The organism is Terracoccus sp. 273MFTsu3.1 (assembly GCF_000383675.1).
GTDB lineage: Bacteria > Actinomycetota > Actinomycetes > Actinomycetales > Dermatophilaceae > Terrabacter.
In genome coordinates this window covers 173,489-197,546 of the sequence record NZ_KB911827.1, presented here as the reverse complement: position 1 = coordinate 197,546, position 24,058 = coordinate 173,489, and the positions used below count along the sequence as shown (strand labels likewise).

Annotated in this window: 22 protein-coding genes and 1 riboswitch; of the genes, 15 read left to right on the top strand and 7 right to left on the bottom strand. The window is 73.0% G+C overall.

Translation table 11 applies throughout. From position 1 onward, the window contains the following. Positions 1-12: 12 nt before the first annotated feature. Positions 13-126: riboswitch (cobalamin riboswitch) on the top strand. 110 nt (positions 127-236) lie between these two features. Genes H283_RS0120670 through H283_RS0120645 form a run of 6 tightly spaced genes read left to right on the top strand, consistent with a single transcriptional unit; the run spans position 237 to position 5,946 of the window. After that, positions 237-980: an SCO2322 family protein gene (locus H283_RS0120670; protein ID WP_156023353.1), complete on the top strand. Its 744-nt coding sequence runs from the start codon at positions 237-239 to the stop codon at positions 978-980. A 15-nt stretch (positions 981-995) separates the two neighbouring features. Beyond that, positions 996-2,081, top strand: coding sequence for an energy-coupling factor transporter transmembrane component T (locus H283_RS0120665; RefSeq protein ID WP_020145437.1), 1,086 nt, complete (start codon positions 996-998; stop codon positions 2,079-2,081). Continuing rightward, the gene (locus H283_RS0120660) at positions 2,078-3,700 is read left to right on the top strand and encodes an ABC transporter ATP-binding protein (protein ID WP_020145436.1); all 1,623 of its coding nucleotides are present in this window, start codon (positions 2,078-2,080) and stop codon (positions 3,698-3,700) included. Before H283_RS0120665 ends, H283_RS0120660 begins: the two co-directional genes overlap by 4 nt. Then, complete coding sequence (locus tag H283_RS27925) at positions 3,697-4,554, top strand: ECF transporter S component (RefSeq protein WP_020145435.1); 858 nt, start codon at positions 3,697-3,699, stop codon at positions 4,552-4,554. The genes H283_RS0120660 and H283_RS27925 overlap by 4 nt, the downstream gene beginning before the upstream one ends. Beyond that, the gene (locus H283_RS27920) at positions 4,551-5,147 is read left to right on the top strand and encodes a bifunctional adenosylcobinamide kinase/adenosylcobinamide-phosphate guanylyltransferase (RefSeq protein ID WP_020145434.1); all 597 of its coding nucleotides are present in this window, start codon (positions 4,551-4,553) and stop codon (positions 5,145-5,147) included. The genes H283_RS27925 and H283_RS27920 overlap by 4 nt, the downstream gene beginning before the upstream one ends. After that, a complete protein-coding gene (locus H283_RS0120645) occupies positions 5,140-5,946 on the top strand; it encodes an adenosylcobinamide-GDP ribazoletransferase (protein ID WP_020145433.1) in 807 nt (268 codons plus the stop codon). The genes H283_RS27920 and H283_RS0120645 overlap by 8 nt, the downstream gene beginning before the upstream one ends. 22 nt (positions 5,947-5,968) lie before the next feature. On the opposite strand, the gene H283_RS26945 is transcribed toward H283_RS0120645, so the two are convergent. Both H283_RS26945 and H283_RS25970 read right to left on the bottom strand, forming a co-directional pair. Next, entirely contained in the window at positions 5,969-6,754 is a 786-nt protein-coding gene (locus H283_RS26945; RefSeq protein ID WP_020145432.1) for a hypothetical protein, read from the bottom strand. After that, entirely contained in the window at positions 6,751-7,998 is a 1,248-nt protein-coding gene (locus tag H283_RS25970) for a Mur ligase family protein (RefSeq protein WP_020145431.1), read from the bottom strand. Before H283_RS25970 ends, H283_RS26945 begins: the two co-directional genes overlap by 4 nt. Positions 7,999-8,139: 141 nt before the next feature. Here H283_RS25970 and H283_RS0120630 point away from each other — a divergent pair, with 141 nt between their 5' ends. Continuing rightward, positions 8,140-9,276, top strand: a complete 1,137-nt coding sequence (locus H283_RS0120630; protein WP_020145430.1) for a P1 family peptidase — start codon at positions 8,140-8,142, stop codon at positions 9,274-9,276. An 84-nt stretch (positions 9,277-9,360) separates the two neighbouring features. Here the strand turns inward: H283_RS0120630 and gcvT are convergent, their stop codons facing one another. Continuing rightward, positions 9,361-10,479, bottom strand: coding sequence for a glycine cleavage system aminomethyltransferase GcvT (gene gcvT / locus H283_RS0120625; RefSeq protein WP_020145429.1), 1,119 nt, complete (start codon positions 10,477-10,479; stop codon positions 9,361-9,363). A 185-nt stretch (positions 10,480-10,664) separates the two neighbouring features. Between gcvT and H283_RS0120620 the strand changes: the two genes are divergently transcribed. Then, on the top strand, positions 10,665-12,134 hold the full coding sequence (locus H283_RS0120620) for a leucyl aminopeptidase (RefSeq protein ID WP_020145428.1): 1,470 nt from the start codon (positions 10,665-10,667) through the stop codon (positions 12,132-12,134). A 63-nt stretch (positions 12,135-12,197) separates the two neighbouring features. Here H283_RS0120620 and H283_RS0120615 read toward each other — a convergent pair whose 3' ends face one another. Further along, positions 12,198-12,386 carry a DUF5302 domain-containing protein gene (locus H283_RS0120615; protein ID WP_020145427.1) on the bottom strand — a complete coding sequence of 63 codons (189 nt, stop codon included), beginning with the start codon at positions 12,384-12,386 and terminating at the stop codon, positions 12,198-12,200. Positions 12,387-12,519: 133 nt separating this feature from the next. Then, a complete protein-coding gene (locus tag H283_RS0120610) occupies positions 12,520-12,867 on the bottom strand; it encodes a hypothetical protein (RefSeq protein WP_028785791.1) in 348 nt (115 codons plus the stop codon). 201 nt (positions 12,868-13,068) lie between these two features. Between H283_RS0120610 and lpdA the strand changes: the two genes are divergently transcribed. The 3 genes from lpdA to H283_RS0120595 are packed head-to-tail and all read left to right on the top strand — an operon-like array spanning position 13,069 to position 17,313. Next, positions 13,069-14,448 (top strand): dihydrolipoyl dehydrogenase, encoded by a 1,380-nt coding sequence (gene lpdA, locus H283_RS0120605; RefSeq protein ID WP_028785790.1) that lies wholly within the window; start codon positions 13,069-13,071, stop codon positions 14,446-14,448. Between the two features lie 31 nt (positions 14,449-14,479). Further along, positions 14,480-16,381, top strand: coding sequence for a 2-oxoglutarate dehydrogenase, E2 component, dihydrolipoamide succinyltransferase (gene sucB / locus H283_RS0120600; protein WP_028785789.1), 1,902 nt, complete (start codon positions 14,480-14,482; stop codon positions 16,379-16,381). A 23-nt stretch (positions 16,382-16,404) separates the two neighbouring features. Continuing rightward, positions 16,405-17,313 carry a TIGR01777 family oxidoreductase gene (locus tag H283_RS0120595; RefSeq protein ID WP_020145423.1) on the top strand — a complete coding sequence of 303 codons (909 nt, stop codon included), beginning with the start codon at positions 16,405-16,407 and terminating at the stop codon, positions 17,311-17,313. Here the strand turns inward: H283_RS0120595 and H283_RS0120590 are convergent. Both H283_RS0120590 and H283_RS0120585 read right to left on the bottom strand, forming a co-directional pair. Continuing rightward, on the bottom strand, positions 17,291-18,889 hold the full coding sequence (locus H283_RS0120590; protein ID WP_020145422.1) for a serine/threonine-protein kinase: 1,599 nt from the start codon (positions 18,887-18,889) through the stop codon (positions 17,291-17,293). The two genes, H283_RS0120595 and H283_RS0120590, sit on opposite strands and share 23 nt — an antisense overlap. A 124-nt stretch (positions 18,890-19,013) precedes the next feature. Continuing rightward, positions 19,014-20,081 carry a Gfo/Idh/MocA family oxidoreductase gene (locus H283_RS0120585; protein WP_020145421.1) on the bottom strand — a complete coding sequence of 356 codons (1,068 nt, stop codon included), beginning with the start codon at positions 20,079-20,081 and terminating at the stop codon, positions 19,014-19,016. 36 nt (positions 20,082-20,117) lie between these two features. Here H283_RS0120585 and lipB point away from each other — a divergent pair, with 36 nt between their 5' ends. From lipB to lipA, 4 genes are all read left to right on the top strand, one after another. Then, positions 20,118-20,777 carry a lipoyl(octanoyl) transferase LipB gene (lipB, locus tag H283_RS0120580; protein ID WP_020145420.1) on the top strand — a complete coding sequence of 220 codons (660 nt, stop codon included), beginning with the start codon at positions 20,118-20,120 and terminating at the stop codon, positions 20,775-20,777. A 115-nt stretch (positions 20,778-20,892) separates the two neighbouring features. After that, positions 20,893-21,861 (top strand): ABC transporter ATP-binding protein, encoded by a 969-nt coding sequence (locus H283_RS0120575; protein WP_020145419.1) that lies wholly within the window; start codon positions 20,893-20,895, stop codon positions 21,859-21,861. After that, positions 21,858-22,907 carry an ABC transporter permease subunit gene (locus H283_RS0120570; RefSeq protein ID WP_020145418.1) on the top strand — a complete coding sequence of 350 codons (1,050 nt, stop codon included), beginning with the start codon at positions 21,858-21,860 and terminating at the stop codon, positions 22,905-22,907. The genes H283_RS0120575 and H283_RS0120570 overlap by 4 nt, the downstream gene beginning before the upstream one ends. A gap of 125 nt (positions 22,908-23,032) precedes the next feature. Beyond that, positions 23,033-24,058 (top strand): lipoyl synthase, encoded by a 1,026-nt coding sequence (lipA, locus tag H283_RS0120565; protein ID WP_020145417.1) that lies wholly within the window; start codon positions 23,033-23,035, stop codon positions 24,056-24,058.

The following is a 24,058-nucleotide window of genomic DNA, read 5'->3' as shown; positions in this document are numbered from 1 at the left end:
CCGCGTGCGACGGTTCGCCTAACCGAAGGACGATGGGGCAAGCCGGTGTGACTCCGGCGCTGACCCGCAACCGTGATGCCACCTCCCGCCGCAGTGCGGCCCGGGGTGACCAGCCGGAAAACCCGCGTCCCACCGGCTCCTTTGTCAGTCTGTCGTGGAATGCGGACCGGAGTCACCCCGCCGGGCCGGCATCAGCCAGCAGACCCGACATGGTGTCCGACCGCGAGGAGGAAACCGTGTCCCCTGTCCGTCGTGCCCCGCTCCGGGTCGTGCTCGCCGCGCTCGTCGCCGCCTGCCTCTCGGCCCTCACCATCGCTCCGGCCCACGCCGCCGCGTACCGCTACTGGGGCTTCTACCAGCTCTCGGACGGCGCCTGGACCTTCGCGCAGAAGGGCCCGGACCAGACGACGCCCAAGGACGGCAGCGTCGACGGCTGGCGCTTCGCCGTCGCCGACGAGGCGTCGACCCGCTACCCGCGTGCCGTCCTCACCTTCGACCAGGTCTGCGGCACGACCCCGGCCGAGGCGGGCAAGAAGCGCGTCGGCCTCGTCGTCGACTTCGGCCGCCCGGCCGACGCTGCCGCCGGCGGCACGCCGCCCGAGCCGAAGGCCCTGTGCACGGTCGTCGCCACCGATGCCACGAGTGCCGTGGTGCTCGCCGCCGCCGGTGACGTGCGCACCGAGAAGGGCTTCGTCTGCGGCGTGGACGGCTACCCGACGAGCGACTGCGGCGGTCCCGTCAAGGAGGTCAGCCCGGAGGCGAAGGCCGCGGACCAGCCGGTGACGATCGCGGCGCCTGCAGCCTCGCCGTCCGCGTCGGCCTCGACCCCGGCCGCCTCGGGCACCGACGTCGCGGCAGCGCCGACGTCCGGCACGTCGGGCGGGACCGTCGCGGCCTACGTCATCGCGGGCCTCGTCCTGCTCGCACTCATCGGCTACCTGCTCGTGCGCTCGCGGTCGCGCGCCCGCCAGGACGGCTGAGGAGCCCCGACGAGCGTGGCGCGACTCCAGCGCAGGGCCCGGCTCCAGCACCCCGCAGCCTGGTGGCTGTGGGGGCTGGGCCTGGCCACCGCTGCGTCGCGCACGACCAACCCCGTGCTGCTCCTGCTCGTCATCGGGGTCTGCGTGCTCGTCGTCGACGCGCGCCACGACCCGGCCACGGTCAACCCGCTGCCCGCCTTCCTCGCCATCGGCGCCGTCATCGTCGCGTTCCGGATCGTCATGACGGCCCTGCTCGGCAACGGCATCGTCGGCGAGACCGTCGTCGCGACCCTGCCGAGCGTGCCGCTGCCGGACTGGGCGGCGGGCGTGCGCATCGGCGGGACGGTGACGCTCGAGTCGCTGCTGTATGCCGCCTACGACGCCCTGCGCCTCGCCGCGGTGCTCGCGTGCCTCGGTGCCGCCAACGCGCTGGCCAGCCCGCGCCGGCTGCTGAGATATCTGCCCGCCACCCTCTACGACGTCGGCACCGCCGTCGTCGTGGGGCTGACGTTCGCACCGCAGCTGCTGACCGACGCCCGCGAGGTGCGTGCAGCGCGCACGCTGCGCGGTCGTGACGGCCGCGGTCTGCGCGAGATGGCCCGGCTCACGGTGCCCGTGCTCGAGACCGCCTTCGAGCGGTCGCTCGGGCTCGCGGCATCGATGGAGTCGCGAGGCTACGGCCGCGCCGTCCGCTCCACGACGACGAGCCGTCGGGCCGCGACCGGGCTCGCCCTCGCCGGCCTCGTCGGCGTCCTCGCCGGTCTCTACGGCCTCCTCGACTCCTCGGCCGGCGGCGTGCTCGGGCTGCCGGTCCTCGTGCTCGGCGCGCTCCTCGCCGGCTCGAGCCTGCTCGTCGGTGCGTCGCGCGATCCCCGGTCGGGTCACCGGCGCGACCGCTGGACGTGGACCGAGACCGTGACGGTCCTCGCGGGCGCCGTGCCCGCCGTGGTACTCGTCGTCGGATCCGTGCAGGGCTGGGAGGGCATCGTGCCGAGCCAGCAGGCCGAGCTGCCCGCCGTGCCGCTCGTCGCCGTCCTCGCCCTGCTCGTGGCCGCCGTGCCCGCCTGGCTGTCACCCCGTCCCCGGGAGGTCGCACCGTGATCACCTTCGAGCACGTGTCGGTGCAGTATGCCGACGCCCCTGCGCCCAGCCTCCGTGACGTCACGCTCGAGATCCCCGAGGGCGAGCTCGTCCTCGTCGTCGGCCCCACGGGTAGCGGCAAGTCCACGCTGCTGCGCACCATCAACGGGCTGGTCCCGCACTTCAGCGGCGGCACGCTCACGGGGCGGGTCACCGTCGACGGTCTCGACACCGCGGAGCACCGTCCTCGAGACCTCGCGACGGTCGTCGGCCTCGTCGAGCAGAACCCCTCCTCGACCTTCGTCACCGACGTCGTCGAGGACGAGGTCGCCTACGGCATGGAGACGATGGGTCTGGACTCGACGACGATCCGCCGCCGCGTCGAGGAGACCCTCGACCTCTTCGGGCTCACCCCGCTGCGCGCCCGGGCGTTGCGCACCCTGTCGGGTGGTCAGCAACAGCGAGTCGCGATCGCCGCCCTCTTCGCTGCCGGCCCTCGGGTGCTTGTGCTCGACGAGCCGACGTCGGCGCTGGATCCCGTTGCGGCAGAAGAGGTTCTGGCTTCACTTCACCGCATCGTGCACGACCTCGGGGTCACCGTCGTGCTGGCCGAGCACCGGCTCGAACGCGTCGTGCACCACGCCGACCGCGTCGTCCTCGTCGACGAGGGACACGTGTCCGAGCTCCTCGACCCCGCCGAGGCGATGCTCCGCTCCCGGATCTACCCGCCCGTCGTCGGCCTCTCCCGCCTCGTCGGGTGGTCGCCGACGCCGCTGTCGATCCGCGACGCGCGCCGCAAGGCGGCCGCGCTACGTGATGCCCTCGGCACGAGCACACCGCGCCCCGTGGCAGACCTCAGGGTGATCGGGCCCGCCGATGCCGTCACCGTCGACGGGCTTCGCGTCTCGCGCGGCGGCCGGATCGTCCTCGACGGCGTCGACCTCGCCGTGGCCCGCGGCTCGGTGACGACCCTCATGGGTCGCAACGGGGCGGGCAAGTCGACGCTCCTCGGCGCCATCGCGGCCCAGCACCGGCTGGCCGGGGGGACCGTGCGCATCGGGGCGGCAGGCGACGACCCGCACGCGAGGTCCGCTCGCGAGCGGGTCCGCACCGTCGGGCTCGTCCCGCAACAGCCCGAGCTGCTCCTCTACGCCGACACCGTGGCGGCCGAGTGCGCCGCGGCCGACGAGGACTTCGGCGCCGCCCCGGGCACGGCCCGCGACCTGCTCGACCGCATCTCCGGAGGCATCGACCCCGCGGTCCACCCGCGCGACCTCTCCGAGGGCCAGCGGCTCGAGCTCGCGCTCGCCGTCATCCTCTCGGGGTCACCCGAGGTCCTCCTGCTCGACGAGCCGACGCGCGGCCTCGACTACGGCGCGAAGAAGCGTCTCGGCGAGATGCTCACCGGGCTGGCGGCCCAGGGCACGACCGTCCTGCTCGCCACCCACGACGTCGAGCTCGCGGCCGAGGTCGCCGACCGCGTCGTCATCCTCGCCGACGGGGAGGTCGTCACCGACGGGCCGGCCCGCGAGGTCCTCGCCTCGTCGCCGGCCTTCGCCCCGCAGGTGACGAAGGTGCTCCTCCCTCAGACCTGGCTCACCGTGGCCGAGGTCGCGGGCGCCCTCGCGAGGATCGCATGACCGGGCGCCGGGTCATCCCGCTGCGCTGGCCGGCGGTCGTCGCCGTGGCGGTGGTCGGCATCGTCGGGCTGGTCGCGTTCACGTGGCCCTTCTTCGTCACCGGCGACTTCGCGCGCGACCACGGCAACGACGCGCCCTGGCTCTTCGCCGTGCTCCTCGGGCTGCTCGCGGTCGTCTGTCTCGCCGAGGTCACGGCCGGGCGCCTCGACGCCAAGACGATCGCCGTCCTCGGAGTGGCTGCAGCGGCCGGCGGAGGGCTGCGCCTGCTCAGCGCCGGCACGGCCGGGCTCGAGCCGATGTTCTTCGTCGTCATCGTGGCCGGGCGCGTGCTCGGGCCGGGGGTCGGGTTCGTCTCCGGCGCGCTCGCCGTCACGACGGGCGCCCTGCTGACGGGCGGGGTCGGCCCGTGGCTGCCCTTCCAGATGATCTGCGCCGGGGGCATCGGGCTCGGTGCCGGTCTGCTGCCGGCCCGCGCGGGCGGACGCGCCGAGCGATGGGTGCTCGCGGCATACGCCCTCGTGACGGGACTCGCCTTCGGGCTCTTCATGAACCTCTGGTTCTGGCCCTTCCTCGGGACCAACGCGCCCAGCGGGATGGGCTTTGTCCCGGGCGCCCCGCTCTCGGAGAACCTCGCCCACTACGGCCTCTTCTACCTCGCGACGTCCCTCGCGTGGGACCTGCCGCGAGGCGTGCTCAACGCGGCCCTCGTCCTGCTGGCCGGTCCGGCACTGCTGCGCGTCTTCCGCCGCGGAGCCCGACGCGCGGCCTTCGGGGTGCCGGTCGTCTTCGAGCCGGCACGGGCGACGGGCGCCGACGCCGAGTCGCCGCTCCAGGGCGCCGGGGGCACCCGGTGAGCCACGCGCACGCGGCCCGCACGACGACCCTCGTCACGGGGCCGGTGCGCAGCGGAAAGAGCCGCCACGCCGAGGATCTCGTCGCCGACCGCGCGGACGTCACCTACGTCGCGACAGGTCGTCGGGCCGATGCGTCAGACCCCGAGTGGAGCCGGCGCGTCGAGGACCACCGGACCCGCCGACCCGGGACGTGGCGGACCCTCGAGACGACGAACGTCGCCGGGGTGATCGACGCCGCCACCGGACCGGTCCTCGTCGACTGCCTCGGCACCTGGCTCACCGCCCTCGTCGACGGCGTCGGGTGGGACGACCTCGTCGCCGCGGCCGACGTCGTGCGTCGCGAGGGCGACCGGCTCGTCGAGTCACTCTGCGCCGCAACGGTGCCCGTCGTCGTCGTGACGAACGAGGTCGGCTGGTCCCTCGTGGCGACGACCGCTTCGGGACGTCTCTTCCAGGACGAGCTGGGCCGGCTCAACGCCCAGGTCGCTGCAGTGGCGGCGCGCGTGCACCTCGTCGTCGCCGGACGGGTCGTCGACCTCAGCGACGCCCCCGTCGTGCCTCACGAACCGCGGCCCAGGACGCTCGATGCGTGACGCCTGGCGGGTGGCGTTCGGCACCTTCACCGCGCTTCCCGTCGGGCCACCGGAGCACGTCACCGGTGTCGTGCTCGGCCGCGCCCTGCTGCTCGCGCCACTGACGACGGCGCCCGCCCTCCTCGCCTGGGCCGCTCTGGGCACGGTGTCGACGACGGGCTGGGCTCCCGCCGGCGTCGCGGCCGTGCTGGCTCTCGTCGTCACGGCGCTGCTGTCGCGGGCGCTGCACCTCGACGGGCTCGCGGACCTCGCCGACGGGCTCACCTCCGGGCACGATCCTGCGCGCTCGCTCGAGGTCATGCGCCGCGGCGACACCGGTCCGGCCGGTGCGGCGGCTCTCGTCCTGGCCCTCCTGCTCGACGCCGCCTGCCTCACGACCCTCCTCGGCGGCGCCTTCGGCACGACACTGGCCGTCGTGGCCCTCGTGGCGAGCCGCCTCGCCTGCGCGCTGTGCGCGCGGGACGGCATACCCCCTGCCCGTGCCGACGGGCTCGGTCAGGGCGTCGCCGGCACCGTGTCCCGGGCCCACCTGCTGGGGCTCGTCGCCGCGGTCGCCCTGGCCGCCGGCCTCGCCGGCGCGAGTGTGTCGGCTGGGCTCGGCAGCACGTGGTGGGCCGGGGGTCTCGGCGCCGTCGCCGTCGTCCTCGTCGCGGTCGCCGCGGCCGTCGTGACGCGGCGGCACGCGGTCCGGCGCCTGGGCGGGGTCACCGGGGACGTCATCGGAGCCGCGATCGAGGTCGCCCTGGCCGCCGGCCTCGTCACGGCCGCTCTCGTCGTCACGGCCGTCCCCCACCTCTGACCCTCGAGCGGCCGTGGGTCGGTCAGCGGCGGAGGCGTGCCGCGACGGGTCCGGGCAGACGACTGCGCCAGTCGGCCTTCGGCGACTCGCGCCGCACCTCGGCGATGCGCTCACGACGGGCGCGTTCGATCGCCGGGGACTCGAGTGCGGGCCACGGCTCGGACCGGTGGGTGGCCCGGGCGAGCACGAGATCGGCCAGCTCCGGGTTGAGGGCCAGCAGCGGGCCGTGCAGGCGAGTGCCGAGGACCGAGCCGGCGAGGACGCCCTCGGCCGCGCCACCGACGGCGTCGTCGGTGCGGTTGCCCGCACCGACCTCGAGCGTGAAGAGGGCGCGCACCCCGTCCTCGCGGACCGTGCGCAGGTCGTTGGCCTCCCAGCCGATGAGGGCGGGCAGGTCGAGGGAGGCATCCGGTCGGGTCACGACGGTGCCGGTGACCTCGGGCGCGGCGTGGATGTCGACCGGCGCGAGACCGAGACCCTGGTGTCGGGCACCGGACGGGTCGACCCACGAGCGGGCGATCGCGTCGAGACCGGCGTCTACGGCGAGCAGCACCGCGCCGTCCGAGACCCGTGCCGCGAGGTCGGTCGAGGTCAGCGCCTCGACGAGGGCCGCCACGCCGCCCCGTCCGGTCCCGCCGACGAGATAGACGTCGGCGTCGACGAAGGAGTCGGCCCGGTCGACCGTGACGGTCTCGACCGAGAGGTCACGGGCGGCCCCGCGGCGCACGAGCGCGCTCGCGTTGGCCTCGTCGGCCGCGGCGACCGTGGCGAGCGGGAAGAGCGTCGCGACCGTCAGTGCGCTGCTCAATGGGTGCCTCCTCGGAACTGCTTGGAGATGCGGCGGAAGGCCGGGTAGTTGCAGGCCACCATCACCTCGCCCGGTGCGTGCGCGCGGACGGCCGACTCGATGTCCGGCGCTTCGACGACGTCGGCGCCGGCCGCGTCGAGGATCGCCACGGCGTCCGCCGTGCGTCCGCCCGTGACGGCGACGCGCTCGCCCGCGAGCCGCTGGAACGGCGCCTCCCACATCGTGGCGGTGTCCTTGGGTCCGAAGGGGTCGACGGCCACGACGAGCGGCCGGTCGGTGGAGACGGCGACGTCGATCGCCTCGGCCCACCCGGCCGGGTTCTTGAGCATGAGCAGTCGTGCTGCGTGGTCGCCGAGCCGGTAGGGCGCGTAGCGGCCGTCGACGTCGGCGACGGCGCTGACCCGCTCGGCGGCCTCGGCCACGTCGACGCCGAGGGCGTCGGCGGCCGCGAGGGCGAAGGCTCCACCCACCGGGCCGGTGCGGCCGGGCACCGTGACCTCGATCCGGGTGCGCTCCCCGGCGTGCTCGACGGCCCAGCCGTCCCCGTCGGGCACGACCTTCCAGTCGGGCTCGGGCCGCGAACGCCGGCAGCCGGGGCAGCTCCACGAGTCGTCGGTGAAGTCCTGGACCGAACCGCAGGCGGGGCAGATGAGGGCGTCCCCACGCCAGTAGAGACCGCCGCTGACGCCGATGCGGCGTGGCGCGGTCTCGAAGGCCCAGCTGACGAGCGGGTCGTCGACGTTGACGATGGCGACGCAGTCGTCGGGCAGGGCGGCAGCGGTGCGGCGCCAGTGCTCGAGCGTGCTCTTGAGCGACACGCCGCGGGTGTACTCGCGCGAGCTGTTGAGCACGACGACGGCCTTGGGCCGGGTGCCGCGCGCGACGGGCTCGAGGTAGACCTCGTCGACCTCGAGGGCCGCGAGCGCGGACGTGCGGTCGGCCGAGAGCGCGGTGACGATGCCGTCGGTCATGTTGGCGCCGGTGGTGTTGCTCACGACCGCGCCGCCGGGCGTGATCGCGGCAGCGACGAGGGCCGTCACGGTGCTCTTGCCGTTCGTCCCGGTGACGAGGACGCTGCGCCGGTCACCGGCCACGGCGCGAAGCACCTGCGGGTCGACGCGGAGGGCGAGGCGGCCACCGATCATGGAGCCGGAGCCCTTGCCGAGGGCCTGCGAGAGCCGTCCCGCCGACCGTCCCGTGGCCAGCGCCAGGCGGGCGCGGAGCGGATCGCGTGCGTCAGACAAAAGCGGTTACCCTTCTCGACATCGTGGGTCGCGCCGCTCGGCAGCGAGGGGCGACCGCTCGGTGACATGCCAGATCGACAAGCCAGATCGTAGCCGCAGCACCGGTTCCCCCGGTCCGCGGGTGGACGAGGAGGAGACCGCGTGCGAGCCACCGATGTCGGGATCGAGATCGGGACGGGGCGCTCGGGTCCACTCAACGCGATCACCGACGTCGAGGGCGTCCGGGTCGGCTACAGCACGATCGTCCACGGTGCGGGCGAGATGACCGTCGGCCAGGGCCCCGTGCGCACCGGCGTCACCGTCGTGCTCCCCCACGGCGGCCGCGCCTCCACCGAGCCGGTCTTCGCCGGCTACCACCGGCTCAACGGGTTCGGCGAGCTGACCGGCCTCGAGTGGCTGCACGAGTCGGGCATGCTCTCGAGCCCCATCGCCCTGACGAACACCGACAGCGTCGGGGTCGTGCGCGACTCGCTCATCGCCCGCGAGACCCGCGTGCCCGGGCGCATGCCGATCATGCTGCCGGTCGTCGGCGAGACGTGGGACGGCATCCTCAACGACATCAGCGGACAGCACGTCACCCGCGAGCACGTCCATGCCGCCTTCGACGACGCGCGCACGGGCGTCATCGCGGAGGGCAACGTCGGTGGTGGCACGGGCACGCAGTGCTACGGCTTCAAGGGCGGCACCGGCACGGCCTCGCGGGTCGTCGACCTCGGTGACCGCCACTTCACGGTCGGCGTCCTCGTCCAGGCCAACCACGGCGACCGCAAGCACTTCGAGGTCAACGGCGTGCCGATCGGGCACGTGCTGACGAAGAAGGTCGTGCCCTTCCCGCGCATGTCGGAGATCACCCGGGTGCCGCCGCCGGGCACCGGGTCGGTGCTCGCCGTCGTCGCGACGGACGCGCCCCTGCTCCCCCACCAGCTCAACCGGCTCGCCCAGCGCGCCGGCCTCGGCATCGCGAAGTTCGGCGCCCGCGGTGACAACTACTCCGGCGACCTCATGATCGCCTTCTCGACCGCCGCTCACGGGATGCCCGACCAAGGCCCCGGTGCCCGCACCGAGATCGGCATGCAGGTCGAGATGCTCGCCCTCGAGTACTTCGACGCGATGTTCGGAGCCGTCATCGAGGCCACGGCCGAGGCCATCCTCAACGCGATGCTCCAGGCCGAGACGATGGAGGGCCGCGACGGCCTGACGATCCACGCCCTCGACGGCGAACGCCTCGCCAGCATCCTCGACCGCCACGGCCGACGACGGTTCTCCCTGCGCGAGTAGCCCGTTTCGCCAACGCCGAGCACGGCGTGCGCCGGGTCGCGCGCTCACGCGCGCCACCCGGCATACGTCGTCGGTGACGGGGACTCAGCCCTCGCGGACCTGCACCTGGACGAACGGCGGCTTGACGACGGTGGCCTCAAGGGCGCGACCGCGCACGTCGATCGAGACCGTCTCACCGTCGGCGATCTCGGGGTTCAGCAGCGCGAGGGCGATGCCCTGCTTGAGGGTGGGCGAGAAGGTGCCGGACGTGACCTCTCCCGCCGCTGCGCCGTTCCACGAGACGGTGCAGTGCGCACGCGGGATGCCGCGGCCGGTCACGAGCAGACCCCGCATGAGGCGTGTCGGGTTGGCCCGCTCGGCCTCGAGGGCCTGCTTGCCCCAGAAGGCGTCCTTCTTCCAGCCCACGGCCCAGCCGGCGCGTGCCTGAACGGGTGAGATCTGCAGCGACAGGTCCTGTCCGTGCAGCGGGTAGCCCATCTCGGTGCGGAGGGTGTCGCGCGCGCCGAGGCCGCACGGCTTGCCGTCGAAGGGCTCGAGGGCTGCCACGAGGGCGTCCCAGAGCGCCGGGGCGTCGTCCCAGAGCGGGACGAGCTCGTAGCCGCGCTCACCGGTGTAGCCGGTGCGGCAGACGATGACGGGCCGCCCCTGCCAGTCCGCCTCGACGAAGGACATGTAGTCGTGCCCGGTCGGCAGCCCCAGGGACTCGAGCACCTCGTCGCTCTTCGTGCCCTGGACGGCGATGACGCCGTAGTCGCGGTGCAGGTTCGTGACGGTGATGCCCTCCGGCGCGGCGGCCTGCAGGCGCCGCACGACCTCGGCGGTGTTGGCCGCGTTGGGGATGAGGAAGACGTCGTCGTCGGACTTGAGGTAGACGATGAGGTCGTCGACGACGCCGCCCGCGTCGTCGCAGCACAGGGTGTACTGCGCCGAGCCCGGCTGGATGCGGCGCACGTCGTTGGTCAGGCACGCGTTGACGAAGTCGGCCGCGCCGGGACCCGTCACCGAGGCCTTGCCGAGGTGGCTCACGTCGAAGACGCCGACGCGCTCGCGCACCGCCGTGTGCTCGGCGACGACGCCGCCACCGGGGTACTCGATCGGCATGTCCCAGCCACCGAAGTCGGCCATCTTCGCGCCGAGGGCGACGTGGCGGTCGTGCAGGGGTGAGGTCAGCGGGGAGGTCGTCCCCGACGTCGCTGTCGTCATGGGCGCCAACCTACCGCCCGCCGGGTGTGCCGCCTCGGCTCGTTATCATCGAACGCCGCCACCCGCGGCGGTGTCGTGAGGCCGACCGGCGCACGAAACCGTGCACCAGCGACGCACCACCGACGCACCCCTCAAGGACGTGCTCTGACCGTGCGCCCGTCAGCACCTCGACAAAGGAGTCCTTCGTGGCCAACCTGACCATCTCGAACCGCTCGGCCGCCGACACGGCCGGCGACGCGCTCGTCGTCGCGCTCGTCCCCGGTGACGGCGGCGCCGCCCTGGCCCCGGGCCACGGACTCCCCCGCAAGACCGTCGCCCACCTCAAGTCCGTCGTCACCGACCTCGAGCTCGCCGGCACGGTCGGCGAGGTCACGACCCTCGCGTCCGTGCCGGAGGTCGCCGCCAAGCTCGTCGTGCTCGCCGGTGTCGGGCAGCTGTCCGGCGACCCGTCCGCCCTCGAGGACGTCCGCAAGGGCTTCGGCGGCGCGATCCGCAGCCTGAGCCGCAAGAAGAAGGTCGCGGTCGTCGTGCCCGGCACGTCGGTCGAGCTCGTCTCCGCCGTCGCCGAGGGCGTGGCCCTCGGGGCGTATGCCGTGTCCAAGGCGGGCACGCGGAGCACCGACGCCGTCGGCGCGGTCGCCCTCGTCGGCCCCGCCGACGCCGCCTCGCGTCGCGCGGTGAAGCGCGCCGCCGCCCTCGGCGAGGCCGTGGCGTACACGCGCGACCTCGTCAACCTCCCGCCGAACCTGCTCTACCCGGAGACCTTCGTCGACTCGCTCGCCGACCGCGTCAAGGGCACCAAGGTCAAGCTCAAGTCCTACGACATGAAGGCGCTGCGGGCCGGCGGCTTCGGGGGCACCGTGGGGGTCGGCCAGGGCTCGGCCAACGAGCCGCGCATCGCCGTCCTCAGCTACACGCCGACACGTCCCAAGGCGTCCATCGCCTTCGTCGGCAAGGGCATCACCTTCGACTCGGGCGGCCTCTGCATCAAGCCGGCCAACGGGATGCTGACGATGAAGTGCGACATGGCCGGCGCGGCCGCCGTCGCCGGTGCCGTCCTCGCCATCGCCGAGCTCGGTCTGCCGATCGCCGTCACCGGCTACCTCGGCCTGGCCGAGAACATGCCGAGCTCCACGGCCCAGCGTCCCAGCGACGTCGTGACGATGCGTGGTGGGACGACCGTCGAGGTGCTCAACACCGACGCCGAGGGCCGCATGGTCCTCGGCGACTGCATCGCCCTGGCCTCCGAGACCAAGCCCGACGCCATCGTCGACATCGCGACCCTCACCGGTGCGCAGGTCGTGGCGCTCGCCAACACGGCCGCCGTCATGGGCAACGACGACGACTTCCGCACGCGAGTCCTCGACGCGGCGTCGGCGGTCGGCGAGGCCATGTGGCCGATGCCGCTGCCGACCGAGCTGCGTCCGGGCCTCGACTCGATCAACGCCGATCTCGCGCACAAGGGCGGCGCCGAGGGCGGCATGCTGACCGCCGGCATCTTCCTCGGTGAGTTCGTCGGCGAGGGCATCCCGTGGAGCCATCTCGACATCGCGGGACCGGCCTACAACGACAAGGCGCCGACGGGCTACTGGCCCAAGGGCGGCACCGGCTTCGGTGTGCGCACCCTCGTGGGGCTCGCCGAGTCCTACGTCTGACGCCGATGTGGGAGAGGCCCCGTTCCGTGACGGAACGGGGCCTCTCCACGTGTGCGGCTGAGGTCAGCCGCCGGACTTGCGACGGAACATCTGCTGGGCCTTGGCGGGGCCGTGTGCACCGTGCACCTTGGTGCGGTCGTGGTCGTCGGAGACGTCCTTGCCACCGTGGGCGTGCTTCTTGTCGAGCGCCGCACGGAACTTGGCCTTCATCTCCTCGCTCGGACCGCTGGATTCGCCATCCTGCTTCGACATTCGAGAACCTCCTGTGTGCTGTGGCGCCGAATCCGGCACGGACTGAACGCTTTTCACCCTGTCAGCGAACCGGGGCCCGGTCCACCCCTTTTGCCCGGCAACCGACCACGAGGTCGTATGCCGTGTCGCCGGGTCAGGCGTCACCCTGACGTCGGCGCTTGCTCCACTCGCGCATCCGGTTGGGATAGCCCGTCTTGTTGACGTCGTAGACGGGGACGCCGAGCTTCTGGCTCATCTCGAAGCCGTCCTTGGGAGAGGGCACGGCGCGACGCGTCCACTCCCCGTCCCACGCGATGAGCACGATGGTCGTGGGGGTGACGCTCGTGGCGGGCTCGACGTAGGCCTCGACACCGAGGCGGGACTCGACGAACGCGCGCAGGTGCTGCTCGACCGCCTTCCGGTCGATCTCCATCTGCGGCCCGTCGGACCGGCCGGGAAAGGGATTGCCCTTGCGGCTGCCGCGTCGTGAGAACCAGCCCATGGCCGCACTGTACGGGGTCGACCCGTGCTCACCACCACAGCGCGCCGGGAGGCGTGACCTGCCTGTGACGTCTCATCCGATCAATGACAAGATGCTGTTGCACGCCCACCCGTACGCCCACCCACGCGTACGCCAGAACGTCCGCGGACTCCTGCTGCACGACGGCGGGAGCAGGCGATTCACCCGAAGGAGCACATGCACATGCCGGCTGGTGCCGCAGGCGACTACGACGTCGTCATTCTCGGTGGAGGGTCCGGCGGCTACGCCTGTGCCCTGCGGTCGGCAGAGCTGGGGCTCTCCGTGGCGCTCGTGGAGAAGGGGCGTCTGGGCGGCACGTGCCTGCACCAGGGCTGCATCCCGACCAAGGCGCTGCTCCACGCCGCCGAGGTCGCCGACGTCGCCCGCGAGGGCGCGTCCTTCGGAGTGAAGACGACCTTCGAGTCCGTCGACATGTCCGGCGTCAACGCCTACAAGGACGGCGTCATCAGCCGCCTCTACAAGGGACTGCAAGGCCTCGTCAAGGCCGCGAAGATCGACTACGTCGAAGGGGCGGGCGTCCTCGACGGGCCGCACACCGTCGTCGTCGGCGACCGTCGCATCACGGGTCGCAACGTCGTGCTCGCCACGGGCAGCTACGCGAAGTCGCTCCCCGGGCTCGAGATCGGCGGACGCATCATGACGAGCGAGCAGGCCCTCGCCATCGACCACGTGCCGGCCCGGGTCGTCGTGCTCGGCGGCGGTGTCATCGGCGTCGAGTTCGCCTCCGTCTTCAAGAGCTTCGGCTCCGAGGTGACGATCGTCGAGGCCCTCCCGCGTCTCGTCGCGGCCGAGGACGAAGCCATCAGCAAGCAGCTCGAGCGCTCCTTCCGCAAGCGCAAGATCGCCTTCAAGACGGGCGTGCGCTTCGCCGGCGCGACCCAGCAGGGCGACGTCGTCACGGTGTCGCTCGAGTCGGGCGAGACCATCGACGCCGACCTGCTCCTCGTGGCGGTCGGGCGCGGTCCGGTCACCGAGGGTCTGGGCTACGAAGCCGCCGGCGTCACCGTCGACCGTGGATTCGTGCCCACCGACGAGCGGCTGCGCACCAGCGCCCCGGGCGTCTACGCCGTCGGTGACATCGTGCCCGGCCTCCAGCTCGCACACCGCGGCTTCGCCCAGGGCATCTTCGTCGCCGAGGAGATCGCCGGACTCGCACCGGCCGCCATCGACGAGACGGGCATCCCCCGCGTCACGTACTGCGACCCCGAGATCGCGAGCGTCGGTCTCACCGAGGCCCAGGCGCGTGAGAAGCACGGCGACGTCGCGACGTACGAGTACAACCTCGGCGGCAACGGCAAGTCCCAGATCCTTGGCACCCAGGGCTTCGTCAAGCTCGTGCGCCAGGTCGACGGACCCGTCGTCGGCGTCCACATGATCGGCGCCCGGATGGGCGAGCAGATCGGCGAGGCACAGCTCATCGTCAACTGGGAGGCGCACCCGGAGGACGTCGCCGGTCTCATCCACGCGCACCCCACACAGAACGAGGCGCTCGGCGAGGCACACTTGGCCTTGGCGGGGAAGCCCCTGCACGCACACGCTTGAGCCAGAAACTGGGAAGAGGAGAAAACACGTCATGTCAGAACGCGTGACCATGCCGGCCCTGGGTGAGTCAGTCACCGAGGGGACCGTCACCCGCTGGCTGAAGAACGTCGGTGACCGCGTCGAGGTCGACGAGCCGCTGCTCGAGGTCTCGACCGACAAGGTCGACACCGAGATCCCCTCCCCCGTGGCGGGCACCCTCCAGGAGATCCTCGCCCAGGAGGACGACACCGTCCCCGTCGGCGCCGACCTCGCCGTGATCGGCGACGGCGCGGCTCCCGCGTCCGGTGGCGACGCCCCTGCCGCCGAGCAGGCTCCCGCACCCGAGCAGGCCCCGGAGCCCGAGCAGGCTCCCGACGCGGCCCCCGCACCCGAGGCACCGAGCACCGAGCAGGAGCCGCAGGCCGCCACGAGCGAGCCCGAGGCCGAGCAGGCCGAGGCGCCCCAGGCTGCTGCCTCGTCCTCCGGCGGCGGCGAGGGCCAGACCGTGACGATGCCGGCCCTCGGCGAGTCCGTCACCGAGGGCACCGTCACGCGCTGGCTCAAGTCGGAGGGCGACGAGGTCGCCGTCGACGAGCCGCTCCTCGAGGTCTCGACCGACAAGGTCGACACCGAGATCCCCTCGCCCGTCGCCGGCACCCTGACGAAGATCCTCGTCCAGGAGGACGACACCGTGCCCGTCGGCGCCGACCTCGCCGTCATCGGCGGTGGCAATGCCGCCACGTCGGCCGAGCCCGCGAAGGCGCCCGAGCCCGAGCCCGCGAAGGCACCCGAGCCGGAGCCCGAGCCGCAGAAGGCACCGGAGCCCGCCGCCGAGGCCCCGAAGGCCCCGGCCCAGGAGCAGCCGGAGGAGGCGACGCAGGAGGCGGCCGGCAAGCCGGCCGACGCCGAGCGAGCCCCCGCCCAGCAGTCCCCGGAGGCCGCCGCACCGGCAGCCCCGGCCTCGGCCGAGACGCCGTCGCGCGACGACGCCGCCGCCTACGTCACGCCGCTCGTACGCAAGCTCGCGAACCAGCACGGTGTCGACCTCGGGTCGATCACCGGCACGGGGGTCGGCGGTCGCATCCGCAAGCAGGACGTGCTCGACGCCGCCGAGGCCGCCAAGGCCCCGGCTCCTGCCCCTGCGGCCCCCGCCGCCGCGCCGGCCGCCCCTGCGGCATCCGCCGCGCCGGCCGCCCCTGCGGCATCCGCCCCGTCGGGTGCCTCGACCGCTGCGGCGACGGTCTCGCCCAAGCGCGGCACCCGCGAGAAGATGACGCGGCTGCGCAAGGTCATCGCGACCCGCATGGTCGAGTCGCTCCAGGTCTCGGCCCAGCTGACGACGGTCGTCGAGGTCGACCTCACGAAGGTGGCGCGCCTGCGCGCCAAGGTCAAGAGCGACTTCGAGGCCCGCGAGGGCACGAAGCTCAGCTTCCTGCCGTTCCTCGCCCTGGCCGCCACCGAGGCGCTCAAGGCGCACCCGATGGTCAACGCGAGCATCGAGGGCGACGAGGTCGTTTACCACGGCAGCGAGAACCTCTCGATCGCCGTCGACACCGAGAAGGGCCTCATCGTCCCGGTCGTCAAGAACGCCGGTGACCTCAACATCGCCGGCCTCGCCCGCGCGATCGCCGACGTCGCTGCGCGCACGCGCAGCAACAAGATCACGCCTGACGACCTGGCCGGTGGCACGTTCACCATCACCAACACCGGCAGCCGTGGCGCGCTGTTCGACACGCCGATCATCAACCAGCCGCAGGTCGCCATCCTCGGCACCGGAGCGATCGTCAAGCGGCCCGTCGTCGTCACGGACGCCGACGGCGGCGAGACCATCGCGATCCGCTCGATGATGTACCTCGCGCTGTCCTACGACCACCGCATCGTCGACGGGGCCGACGCCGCTCGGTTCCTCGGCACGATGAAGGCCCGGCTCGAAGAGGGCCAGTTCGAGGCCTGAGGTCCCTGCATGAGGAGCACCCCATGACGAAGCGCGTCGCCGTCACCGGCTCGTCCGGCCTGATCGGCGGCGCGCTTCGTCGTGCGCTCGCCGAGCGCGGCGACGAGGTCGTGCGCCTCGTGCGCCACGCCCCCTCGGCCCCGGACGAGGTCCAGTGGGACCCCAGCCGCGGCCGCCTCGCGGACGGGGCGCTCGACGGGGTCGACGCGGTCGTCAACCTCGCCGGCGTCGGCATCGGCGACCGGCGGTGGAACGCCGAGCACAAGCGTGAGGTCGAGCGCTCGCGCACGGACGCGACGGGCACGGTGGCGCAGGCCCTGGTCGCCCACCGCGACCGCACCGGCGAGACCGTCCGTCTCGTCAACGCCTCGGCCGTCGGCTACTACGGTGACCGCGGCGAGGAGCACCTGCCCGAGACGAGCGAGCCGGGTCAGGACTTCCTCTCCGGCGTCGTCGTGCGGTGGGAGGGCGCGGCCGAGCCCGCCGTCCAGGCAGGCCTTCCCGTCGCCTTCGCCCGCACCGGGCTCGTCATGGCTCCGCAGGGCGGCGCCTTCGAGCAGGTCGTCCTGCTCGGCCGGCTCGGTCTCGGCGGCCCGATGGGGTCGGGACGCGAGTGGTGGCCCTGGATCACCCTCGTCGACGAGGTCCGCGCGATCCTGCACCTCGTCGACCGCCCGGAGCTCGTCGGTCCGTTCAACCTCGTCGCGCCGGGAGTCGCCCGACAGGCTGAGATCGCCTCGGCCATCGGTTCGGCGCTGTCACGACCGGCCTTCGTCCCCGCACCCCGCTTCGCCCTCCGCGCCGTCATTGGCGAGTTCGCCGACTACGTCGTCGCGAGCCAGCGGGTCGAGCCCCAAGCCCTGCTCGCTGCGGGCTTCACCTTCGAGCACCCCGACCTCGACGGGGCCGTCAGGTGGTTGGTGAAGCGCTGATCGCGCTGATCCGCCACCCCTCGGACCCGCGCGTGAGCCGGAAGTCGAGCTGACGACCGACGTCCGCCGGTCGCGCGAGCCGCGCCCCACCACCCGTGACGACGACGTATGCCGTCCAGTCGACCCGGGCGCGCACGACCGCCTCCGTCGGCGACCCGGTCACGAAGGCCGCCTCGGCGACCTCGAGCCGCAGCCCCTCCCAGCGCGTCCGGGCGTCGACGAGCCCCGAGACCAGGGTCTGGTCGCTCGACAGGCTCGGTGAGCCGGTCGCGTGGACCCTTCCGAGTGCCGTCGGGTCTCGCCCGACGAGGGCGGCCGACCGCCGGTCGCTCAGGGCCTGCAGCAGCTCCTCCGGCCTGGCCGAGGGGCTCTGGGCGTCGCGCAGCACCCGCTCCACCGCGCTGACGTCCGGAGCCGGTGCAGTGGGAACCGTCGGAACCGCCGGCGTCGGTCGCGCCGACGCCGGCGACGAGGTCGCGGGCTGCGTCGACGCCGTCGGCTGCGTCGGCTTCGTCGGCCCGGCGCCTGCCGGTCGCGGGGCGGGGCGTCCCGTCGCCGTCGTCACCGCCCCCGGCGGCGGAGTCGACACGGGATCCCGGACCGCCCGCGCCCACCCCGCGGCGGCCACCAACGGCACCGCGACGAGCGCCGCCGTGGCGGCCCGGCGGGGCCACCGACGGCCGTCCTGCTGTGCGGGTGACGGCTCGACCCCGGCCTCGGCCCGGAGCCGGTGGGTCAGCGCCGAAGCCTGGTCGGCCCCGACGACGACCTCGACGGGCTCGGGCGGGACGGCGTCGAAGAAGAGGCCGGCCAGCTCGGCCGCGCCCGGACGGCGGGTCGGCTCGGGGTCGATGGCCGACGCGATGACGGCCGCGAGCTCGGGCCCGACGTGGCTGACGATGATCTCCTCGTCGAGCCGCACCATCGTGTCCGGCGCACCGTTGCCGGTGAGACAGAACCACGCGACGGCACCGAGGGCGTACACGTCGGAGGACTCGTCCGGCGCCGCGCCGAGGAGCACCTCCGGAGCGATGTATCCGGTCGTGCCGTGCACGGCCCCGGGCTCGCGACCGGGCACCCGCACGGCGCCGAGGTCGAGCAGGACCGGGCGTCCCTCCGAGGTCAGGGTGACGTTGGACGGGGAGATGTCGGCGTGCACGCCGCCCGCCGCGTGGAGGTGGGCCACGGCCTCGCAGACCGGCGTCAGGACGGTGACGACCTCGCCCGCGCGCAGGTGGCCGCGACTGCGCACCATCGCGGACAACAGGGCTCCCGTGACGAGGTCGAAGACGAGCGCCTCGCGACCGTCGGCAAGGGGCACGACCGACCGGAGCGGGACGAGGTGGTCGTGCTGCACGGCGAGCAGGACCTGCTGCTCGGCGAGGGACTGCTGCCGGTCGAGCTCGTCGCGCACGAGGTGCGGCACCTTGATCGCCACCCGGCGTCCCGTCGCGTCGGCCCCCGACCACACGACCGCCGACGCGCCCGTGCCGATGACCGCATCGACGCGGTGCCCCGGTACGTGGGGCCGCTCGGCCGGCTGCTCTGGTCGCTTCTCTCGCTCGTGCTCGGTCACCCGACCATGCAAACAGCGCCGCGCCGGGCCGGGGGCTCGTCGTCCACAGGGGCGCGACGGGGACCGCGCCCGACGACGGACCCGGCCACCCGGCATACGCCCGCGGTCGGTGTCGGGACCGCCGTCAGGGGGTCTGGCCGGGCGTCACGACGTCGACGACGCGGCGGTCCCGGGCGCTGATCCTGGCGGCGTCGACGACGGCGAGCACGTGCACGGCGTCGCGCGGGTCGACCGGCATCGTCGCCTGCGGGTCCGACGAGACGAGGGCGGCCGCCACGGCCCGGTAGAAGTTCGCCTGGTCCGCGTCGGTCACGACGGGCCCCCGCACACGCTCGTCACCCTGGACGATCCAGCCGATCGCGTCCCCGTCGTTCTCGAACTCGGTGAACGCGCTGACGTCGTCGACCTGGCGGCCGATGACGAAGGAGCCCGCCGAGCCGTTGACGCGGGCGCGCGGTCCGGGGGCACCGTTGACCGAGCTCGACATGATGTGGCTCACGACGCCCGAGGTGTGCCGGCAGGCGAGGAAGGTGTCGTCCTCGGCGACCGTCGTGCGGGAGTCGACCTCGGCATAGACCGACTCGACCTCGCCGTGGAGGAGCACGGCCTGGTCGACGAGGTGGGTCTGCAGGTCGAGGAGCAGACCGCCGCCCTCCTCCGCGGAAACCTGCTCGCGCCACCGCTGCTTGGGCACGGGACGCCAACGGTCCCAACGGTATTCGGCCCGCCAGATGTCGCCGACGAGATCGTCGTCGCGCACGATGCGCAGCGCCGCCAGCTCGGGGTCGAAGCGCCGGTTGTTGAAGACCGTGAGGGGCACGCCGTGGTGGGCGGCGAGGTCGACGACGTCGAGGGCACGGCTCGCGTCCACGGCGAGCGGCTTGTCGACGACGAGCGGGATGCCCGCCTCGATGACGCGCTCGGCCTGCTCGGCGTGCACCCCGCTCGGTGACGCGAGGACGACGAGGTCGAGGCCGTCGACCCCGAGGATCGTCTCGAGGTCGGGGACGACCTCGGCGGTCGGGAGGTCGGCCCGCACCTCCTCGGCGCGGGTCGCGTTCGACGTCGAGACGGCGGCCACCGTGAGCCCGGCGCGCCCGATGAGCGGGGCGTGGATGCCCCGACCGGCCGAGCCGTAACCGACGAGTCCGACACGCAGCGGGGTGGACGAGGACGTCTCGGTGGCAGGCATTCCGGCATCGTATGCCGCCCGGCGTAGGGTGGCCGCATGCGCTTCGTCCACCTCGGTCTCGACCCCGACTTCGTCGACTACGAGCAGGCGTGGCAGCTCCAGCGCGACACCCACGCGAAGGTCGTCGCGGGTGAGGAGCCCGACACCGTCTACCTCCTCGAGCACCGCGCCGTCTACACCGCGGGCAAGCGCACCGAGCCGCAGGAGCGGCCCACCGACGGCACGCCCGTCATCGACGTCGACCGCGGCGGCAAGATCACCTGGCACGGTCCCGGCCAGATCACCGGCTACCCCATCGTCCGGCTCCCGGCGCCCATCGACGTCGTCGGCTACGTCCGGCACATCGAGGAGATGATGATCCGCGTCTGCGCCGACTTCGGCGTCGAGGCCGGTCGCGTCGAGGGCGAGAGCGGCACGTGGATCGCCGCCGACGAGCGCGGCCCGCGCCGCAAGATCGGTGCCATCGGCATCAGGGTCAGCCGTCAGGTCGCCATGCACGGCTTCGCCCTCAACTGCAATCCCGACCTCTCGTGGGGCGAGGTCATCATCCCGTGCGGCATCGTCGGTGCCGGGGTCACGTCCCTGTCGTTCGAGCTCGGGCGGGACGTGCCGGTCACCGAGGTGCTCCCCCGGGTCGAGAAGCACCTCGCCGACATCCTCCCGACGCTCCGGCCGAACCGCCGCGCGCTCGCCTGACCCGTCCCGGCCTTCCCGGGGCCGTATGCCGTGTCGTGCCCCGGCGGGTCCGCGCGCGGCCCGTCGGGCCCCCCTCTAGGGTGTCGACCACCAACCGGTCGAACCAGGGGGATCGATGGACGTCGCCGTCCGCACCGTCAACCTACGCAAGACGTACCTGAGCCGAGGGTCGAGACGCGTCGCCGTCACCGGCCTGTCGATGGCGGTCCCCCTCGGGGGCGTGCACGGCTTCCTCGGGCCGAACGGCTCCGGGAAGACGACGACGATCCGGATGCTGCTCGGTCTCGTGCGCGCCGACTCCGGCACCGCCGAGGTCTTCGGCGAGGCGGTGCCCAAGCGGCTGCCCCACGTCATCGACCGGGTCGGCGCGATCGTCGAGTCGCCGAAGTTCTTCCCGGCGTTCACCGCCCGTCAGAACCTCACCCTGCTCGCGAGCGCGATCGGCAGCCCACGCCACCGCGTCGACGAGGTCCTCGAGGCGACCCACCTCGGCGACCGGGGTCGCGACCGCTACGCCGGCTTCTCGCTCGGCATGAAGCAGCGTCTCGCCATCGCCGCGACGCTGCTCAAGGACCCTGAGCTGCTCATCTTCGACGAGCCCACCAACGGACTCGACCCCGCCGGGATCCGCGAGGTGCGCGACACGATGCGGACACTCGGAGAGCAGGGCAAGACGGTGCTCGTCAGCTCGCACATCCTCGCCGAGGTCGAGCAGGTCGCTGACACGGTGTCGATCATCGGGCACGGGTCGCTGCTCGCCGAGGGCCGCGTCAGCGACATCCTCGGTGGTGCAGGCGCCGGCACCGCGCAGGTACGTGTCGGTGTCGCCTCCCCGGACCGGGCCGCCGAGGTGCTGACCGCCGACGGCTTCACCCTGACCCGCGACGACGCCTACCTCGTCGTCGGCACCGACGACCCGTCGGCCGTCACCCGGTCCCTCGCCGGACACGGTCTCTACGTCGCCGAGCTCGTGCCGGTGCGCCCGGACCTCGAGTCGGCCTTCCTCGCCCTCACCGCCGACGAGGGCCTCGGCACCGATGCCGACCGGGCCGCGGGTGGACGACGGGGCGGAGGTGCCGCATGAGCAGCACCCTCGTCTCGCCTGACTCCCGGCCCCGCGCCGACCGGCAGCCGAAGGGCACGTCGTTCGCCGGGCTCGTCGGCGTCGAGCTGCGCCGTCTCTGGTGGCGCCGCCTGACGAAGGTGGTCGTCGCCGCCGTCGTCGTCTTCATCGGCGCCACCGTCTACAACGCCTACAACGAGAGCTCGCCCGAGCGCATCGCCCAGCAGCTCGACAGCTACCGGATCATGCAGCAGGAGGCACCACGCATCGTCGAGGAGTGCCACCAGCAGGAGGCCATCGAGCGCGACCGCAGCGGTGACCCGACGCTCGACTTCGGGTGCGACCAGCAGGGCCAGGCTCCGACGCTCGAGCAGATGGGGCTCGCGCTCCCCCTGGCCGACACGATCACCGAGGGCATCGCCAAGACCATCGCCCTGCTGCTCGCCTTCGTGGCGCTGCTCCTCGGAGCGAGCTTCGTCGGGGCCGAGTTCTCCACCGGCTCGATGGGGCTGTGGCTCACCTTCCAGCCCCGGCGACTGCGCGTCGCCGCCAGCAAGCTCACGGCGGCAGCCGCGGGCGGCGTCGCCATCGCCGTCCTGGGCCTCGTCCTGACCAACCTCGGCGCCCGCATGGTCGCCGTCGTGAACCGTCCCGGATCGGACCTCCAGCTGCCTCCGGCGCCCGCTCTCGAGGAGCCGCTCGCGGTGCTCGGGCTACGCATCGTCGCGCTGGCGCTCGGGGCCGGGCTCGTCGGGGCGGCGCTCGGACTGCTCCTGAGGCACACGGCCGCGATCATCGGGGCCGTGCTCGGCTTCGCCGTGGTCGTCGAGGGCATCGTCATGCAGGCGTTCCTCCAGGGCCGGCTCCAGCCGTGGTCGGTCCTGAAGAACATCGAGGCGTTCATCGGACGGGGTACCACGTACTTCGCGGAGTCCTGCGGACCCTCCTCGTGCGACTACACCGAGCGGACCCTCAGCTACACGCACGGCTGGGTCTTCCTGCTCGTCGTCGCCCTGGCCGTCGTGCTCGTGGGGGTCGCCGCCTTCCGGCGTCGCGACGTCACCTGACGCGCACGTCACCGCTCGGCCGGACCGGGACCGGACGGCATACGGCCCTCGTCGAGGGTGGTCCGGAACTGTCCGTGGGGAGGCGTAACCTGTGCGGAGCAGCAAATCCCGACCAAGGAGCCCGTGTGTCTGTCGTTCCCGACGGCCGTCGTCTGCTGCGCGTCGAGGCGCGCAACGCCGAGACCCCCATCGAGCGCAAGCCGTCCTGGATCAGGACCACCGCGAAGATGGGGCCCGAGTACACCGCCCTGCACTCGATGGTGAAGTCCGAGGGCCTGCACACGGTGTGCCAGGAAGCCGCCTGTCCCAACATCTTCGAGTGCTGGGAGGACAAGGAGGCCACCTTCCTCATCGGAGGTGACGTCTGCACCCGGCGCTGCGACTTCTGCGACATCGCGACGGGTCGCCCGACGACCCTCGACCTCGACGAGCCGCGCCGCGTGGCCGAGTCGGTCGCGCAGATGGGCCTGCGCTACTCGACGGTGACCGGTGTCGCCCGCGACGACCAGCCCGACGGGGCCGCAGGCCTCTACGCCGAGACGATCCGCCAGATCCACCTGCTCAACCCCAACACCGGCGTCGAGATCCTCCCGCCCGACTTCGGCGCCAAGCCGGAGCTCGTGGGCCAGGTCTTCGACGCCCGGCCCGAGGTCTTCGCGCACAACCTCGAGACGGTGCCGCGCATCTTCAGGCGCATCCGTCCCGCCTTCACCTACGAGAAGTCGCTGGCCGTGCTGAGCATGGCGCGTGAGGCCGAGCTCGTCACGAAGAGCAACCTCATCCTCGGCATGGGCGAGACCGACACCGAGATCGAGGAGGCCATCCGCGACCTGCACGACGCCGGCTGCGACATCCTCACGATCACGCAGTACCTCCGGCCCTCGAAGCTGCACCACCCGATCGACCGGTGGGTCAAGCCCGAGGAGTTCGTGCACTGGTCGGAGGTCGCCGAGGAGATGGGCTTCAAGGGCGTCATGGCCGGTCCGCTCGTGCGCTCGTCGTACCGCGCCGGCCGTCTCTGGGCCACCGCGATGCGCAAGTGGGGGCGCGAGATCCCCGCGCACCTCTCGCACCTGGCCGAGGCCGCCGGGTCCCCCGCCCGCCAGGAGGCGGCGTCGTTGGTGGCCCGCGCCCAGAGCGCCGTATCCTGA

What these genes read in the sequence shown, in the direction of transcription:
- H283_RS27925 (WP_020145435.1), top strand. Translation starts at nt 3,697, where the DNA reads ATGACCGGGCGCCGGGTCATCCCGCTGCGCTGGCCGGCGGTCGTCGCC.
- H283_RS0120645 (WP_020145433.1), top strand. Translation starts at nt 5,140, where the DNA reads ATGCGTGACGCCTGGCGGGTGGCGTTCGGCACCTTCACCGCGCTTCCC.
- gcvT (WP_020145429.1), bottom strand. Translation starts at nt 10,479, where the DNA reads ATGACGACAGCGACGTCGGGGACGACCTCCCCGCTGACCTCACCCCTG.
- H283_RS0120615 (WP_020145427.1), bottom strand. Translation starts at nt 12,386, where the DNA reads ATGTCGAAGCAGGATGGCGAATCCAGCGGTCCGAGCGAGGAGATGAAG.
- H283_RS0120610 (WP_028785791.1), bottom strand. Translation starts at nt 12,867, where the DNA reads ATGGGCTGGTTCTCACGACGCGGCAGCCGCAAGGGCAATCCCTTTCCC.
- lpdA (WP_028785790.1), top strand. Translation starts at nt 13,069, where the DNA reads ATGCCGGCTGGTGCCGCAGGCGACTACGACGTCGTCATTCTCGGTGGA.
- sucB (WP_028785789.1), top strand. Translation starts at nt 14,480, where the DNA reads ATGTCAGAACGCGTGACCATGCCGGCCCTGGGTGAGTCAGTCACCGAG.
- H283_RS0120595 (WP_020145423.1), top strand. Translation starts at nt 16,405, where the DNA reads ATGACGAAGCGCGTCGCCGTCACCGGCTCGTCCGGCCTGATCGGCGGC.
- H283_RS0120585 (WP_020145421.1), bottom strand. Translation starts at nt 20,081, where the DNA reads ATGCCTGCCACCGAGACGTCCTCGTCCACCCCGCTGCGTGTCGGACTC.
- lipB (WP_020145420.1), top strand. Translation starts at nt 20,118, where the DNA reads ATGCGCTTCGTCCACCTCGGTCTCGACCCCGACTTCGTCGACTACGAG.
- H283_RS0120575 (WP_020145419.1), top strand. Translation starts at nt 20,893, where the DNA reads ATGGACGTCGCCGTCCGCACCGTCAACCTACGCAAGACGTACCTGAGC.
- H283_RS0120570 (WP_020145418.1), top strand. Translation starts at nt 21,858, where the DNA reads ATGAGCAGCACCCTCGTCTCGCCTGACTCCCGGCCCCGCGCCGACCGG.